This is a genomic window from Streptomyces sp. NPDC006265 (assembly GCF_040613555.1).
GTDB lineage: Bacteria > Actinomycetota > Actinomycetes > Streptomycetales > Streptomycetaceae > Streptomyces.
The window spans coordinates 1-3,818 of the sequence record NZ_JBEXSH010000863.1 but is presented as its reverse complement, the minus strand read 5'-3'; the positions used below and the strand labels follow the sequence as shown (position 1 = coordinate 3,818).

The window sequence follows — 3,818 nt, the reverse complement described above, 5'->3', positions numbered from 1 at the left end:
GGTGGTGTGCTCGGGCTGACGGGGAACTGGCGGCGCATCCGCGGCGAGTTGCAACGAGGGGCGGTGGCTGTGGTCGGGCTCTGAGTAGGCCACTGCCGTTCGAGAGCCCCGAGCCGGACGTGTGGCGGCGCCTGTTCGGAGTGGCCGACCAGACCGACAACCGCGGCGAAATGGCCCTCGACGTCGTTCGTGAGTTCGTCGCCTCACAGCGGGCGTCCATGTACCCGCCGCCGGTCGGCGCCGACGGCGAGCAGCGCCCGCCGTTCAGCGGCTACATCGGCCGGACCCTGTCCGTGGGCAACCCGTCCACGGGCGACATGCGGCAGACCGTCGCACTCCTGCCTCAGCGGCTCAAGGAAGCACTCACGCGGGCCGGATACGAGCTGGAATCCATCGTCCCTTCGTGGCGCGAGACGGGCGCGCTCCTGGAGAACGCCTCCTACCGCCCGCCGTACCTGATCAAGAAGAACCTGGACGGCAAGAAGGTCCGGATGTACGTCTTCCACCCCGACGTCTTCGGCCTCGACAACGACGACGAAGGGTAACGGGCGGCCCTCATGTCACAGAAAAACCCTCTCCCTGTTCCCGCAAAGTGCGTACCCCCCTGTCCCGTCGAAGTATCCGCAGGTCAGGCCCGCATTTTGGGGGGTACGCAGCAGTGCGTACCCCCGGGGGCCGAGGGGGTGAGGGTACGCAGCAGTGCGTACCCCCCTGAAACGGCATCTGACCTGCAACTTTCTGTCACCGCACGGGGGGTACGCACTTTGGCCGATCAGGGAGAGGGTTTTTCTCAGCGAACGGCCGCTCCCTCACGGAACGTCACCACAAGGAGCGCCATGGCTCGCCCGGTTCCCCGCACGACGTACTGCCCCGCCTGCCGTGCGCTACGGGGTGTCCGCATCGTCGGACACACCACAGTGGCCGGCACGCCCCTCGACCTCGCACGCTGCGCCGACACCAGCTGCGAACTCATCTGGGCCATCCGGCCCGCCACCCACACCACCTGACGAAAGGCCAGCCATGACCGACCAGCACACCGACATCGCCGACGGCCTCACCCCCGAACGCCGCGCCCACGTCATCCGAGGCCGCGCCGAGAACCACGTCCCCAACCCGGGCTATGACCAGATCCTCGCCGACATGGCCAAGGACCCCGGATACGCCGACACCCTCACCCCGCACATGCGCCTCGCCCTGGCCACCTACGCCAACGACAAGGCCGCCCACGACGACCTCAACAACTGAAAGGCACACCATGACCGACACCATCGCCACCCTCGAAGCACGCGCGGAGAAGCTGCGCGCCCAGGCCGCCAAGCCCACCGCCGAACTCGACCAGGTCACCTCCGAGCTCGAAGCCGCACGCGCTGCCGAAGCCGAACGGCAGGCCGGCCGCGCCGCCGACTGGGACCGCGGACTCCTCGCCGCCTGGCCCGACCTGGACGAGCAGCTGCGCGCCGAGGAGAAGCAGGCCCGCGCCGACTTCCTCCAGGCCCTCCAGAACGACCCCGTATGGTCCGCCTGGACGCGCATGCGCGCCACCTGGCACCGACGCAACGCCATCCGCAGCGAGGCCGACGTAGCCCGGGTGCAGGTGGACCCCCAGGGCGACCCCGTCCCCTTCCTCAACTACCGCGAACCCACCGTGCTGTGGGACACCATCATCAAGGCCATCGACGACCAGGGCCGCGACGAAGCGGCAGCCGAGACTCAGCGGCTCCAGGACGAGCGCGAGGCATACGCCAAGGGGACCGACTGATGACCACCGACGCACTCGACCCGGGCGAGGACGGAACCTATCCGCACTTCCCTCGCGACGGGCAAGGCCGGCCGCTGTGGTCCGACAGCGCCATGACCGACGGTCAGGCCATCGACGGTCAGGCGCCGATGCCGCGAGGACGACGACGCAAGGCCGGACCGAACGGCGACGTCATCACCATCGACCTGACGCCGACCGGACCAGACGGACAGCCCATCGAGCCGCCCGACCTTCCACCAGCCGCATGACGAACGGCGTCAAAGCCGCCCCGTGACGAACGGGGAGCCATGGACGGAGAGCGGGCCAAACCCTAGCGGGCCTCCTTCCCGCACAGACCCGACCAGCGCCACCACAGGCCCGCCGGCCGAACCACGACCGGCGGGCCTCGGCACGCCCGGGGTGGGGGGTGACTCCCCCCAGGCCCCCAAGGCCGCCCGCCGGGGAGGGAAAATCCTGTGCCCGCGAATCAGGGCTTTCTGATCGCCGGTCGGGGGAAGGGGAGTTCCCATCGGGCGGCCGGCCGCCTAGGGGCCCGGCGCCGTCAGTGCGGCGCGTGCGTGCACAGAATCGCCAAGGGGGCTACGGCCCCTCCCCCAGTGGGTGGGCGTTGTTGTTGCCGTTGTTGTTGCTGGTCAACGCCCCTCCCTCCTGTGACCCAGCAGGGGAGGGGAGGGGCTGCAGTAGTGGGCCCCCACTACGCCGGTAGAGGGGGCGGTAGTGGGTTCTGACCTGCGCTGTAGAGGGGGTAGAGGGGTGCGGGCCTGACCCCCGAAACCCGAAACTTCGCAGGCCAGGACCGAAGTCAGGGGCGAAACCGGTTTCGGGTGGAGGCGAAACCGGGGCGGTAGGCGAAACCAGTGACCCGGTCGGTGGGAAGTGACTTTCCACTGGCCGGGTCACTTCGTTGCGTCACTGGCCTTAACCGGCGTTGACGGCCGTCAAGTGAGGCAGTGAGGCGACGTTCAGCCGCCCGTGACGGGGCGCCCACGAGGGCCGCAGGCGCCTGCTCGCTGCCTCACTCACTGGGTGCGGGCAGGGCGACGACGAACACGCCCTTGCCCTGTACGCCTTGCACCAGGCCCTCGGCGGCGAGCAGTTCCAGCGCGCTCTTGATGGTCCGTCTCGATACCGCGCCGCCCGTCTCGGCCTCCAGCTCGGCCTGTGATGGAAGGCGCCGGCCTACCGGGATCTCGCCGCGCCGGATGCGGTCGCGCAGCACGTTGGCCAGCTGCACGTACATCGGCGTCATAGCGTCCCGGTCAAGCTCGATCATGCTGCGACCGTAAGAGGACAACCAGGCCTGTCATAGATCTGCCTAGGCCGTCTGAGCACGTACCAAGACGTACCAAGTTGGGTAAGGTCACGAGAAAGCCCCCGCGGCTGCCGGGCCCGGGGGCATGGCCGACGCTTCGAGGGAGCGACGACATGACGCAACGTACCGCCCAGCCGGACATCGCGACCATGCGGGAGACGGTCAACCGGCTTCTCGACCCAGACTCCACGCCCGAGGCGCTGCCCCCGGCCGCCGACGAGATCGACACGCTCACCCTCCAGATTCGCGGCCACATCGCATTGCTCGCCCCAGAGGTGGAGCAGGCCGCCAAGGAGCTGCCGCAGGGCAGCGTCCGCCGCTTCAGCGTGCTCGGCTGCGTGTGGGAAGCGAACAGCAGGCTGGAGACCCAGCCCAGCAGCAGGACCGGCGGCCCCGTCGGCCACGCCCGGCGTCTGGCCCGGGTCCTGAACGCCCTGTGCGACCACTACGAGCGGCTCAGCGGGATCGAGACACGCGAGCAGGCTGCCCTCGTGCGGCTCGGGGAGCACTGCGCCAGCTGCCCGACGTGCAAGACCGTGGACGACAACGGAGCGAACGCCAACCTCCCCTGCGAGGAGGGTGACCGGTTGGCCGAGGAGCTGAGGCAAGCGCGGCACAGAAGGGCCGCGAGACACTGATAGCCCGCCGAAGGTGCTGGGGCTGAGGTCCCGGAGAGGACACCGGAGGCAGGAGAAGGGCGGTCACCCCCATGGGTGACCGGCCGAAATGAGTCGATACGCCGAGAAA

The 3,818-nt window shown here is 69.3% G+C and carries 7 protein-coding genes; 6 read left to right on the top strand and 1 reads right to left on the bottom strand.

From position 1 onward, the window contains the following. The 5 genes from ABZ281_RS41670 to ABZ281_RS41650 all read left to right on the top strand — a co-directional run. On the top strand, window positions 1–545 hold a 545-nt coding region (locus ABZ281_RS41670), incomplete at its 5' end, for a hypothetical protein (RefSeq protein WP_356663144.1). A gap of 291 nt (window positions 546–836) precedes the next feature. Beyond that, window positions 837–1,007, top strand: a complete 171-nt coding sequence (locus tag ABZ281_RS41665) for a hypothetical protein (protein WP_356663143.1) — start codon at window positions 837–839, stop codon at window positions 1,005–1,007. A gap of 13 nt (window positions 1,008–1,020) precedes the next feature. After that, window positions 1,021–1,245, top strand: coding sequence for a hypothetical protein (locus ABZ281_RS41660; RefSeq protein ID WP_356663142.1), 225 nt, complete (start codon window positions 1,021–1,023; stop codon window positions 1,243–1,245). Between the two features lie 10 nt (window positions 1,246–1,255). Further along, entirely contained in the window at window positions 1,256–1,759 is a 504-nt protein-coding gene (locus tag ABZ281_RS41655) for a hypothetical protein (RefSeq protein ID WP_356663141.1), read from the top strand. Beyond that, window positions 1,759–2,007 (top strand): hypothetical protein, encoded by a 249-nt coding sequence (locus tag ABZ281_RS41650; RefSeq protein ID WP_356663140.1) that lies wholly within the window; start codon window positions 1,759–1,761, stop codon window positions 2,005–2,007. Before ABZ281_RS41655 ends, ABZ281_RS41650 begins: the two co-directional genes overlap by 1 nt. A gap of 767 nt (window positions 2,008–2,774) precedes the next feature. Here the strand turns inward: ABZ281_RS41650 and ABZ281_RS41645 are convergent. Continuing rightward, window positions 2,775–3,032 carry a GntR family transcriptional regulator gene (locus ABZ281_RS41645; protein ID WP_356663139.1) on the bottom strand — a complete coding sequence of 86 codons (258 nt, stop codon included), beginning with the start codon at window positions 3,030–3,032 and terminating at the stop codon, window positions 2,775–2,777. 152 nt (window positions 3,033–3,184) lie between these two features. Between ABZ281_RS41645 and ABZ281_RS41640 the strand changes: the two genes are divergently transcribed. Continuing rightward, a complete protein-coding gene (locus ABZ281_RS41640) occupies window positions 3,185–3,709 on the top strand; it encodes a DUF6415 family natural product biosynthesis protein (protein WP_356663138.1) in 525 nt (174 codons plus the stop codon). The last annotated feature ends 109 nt before the right edge of the window (window positions 3,710–3,818 follow it).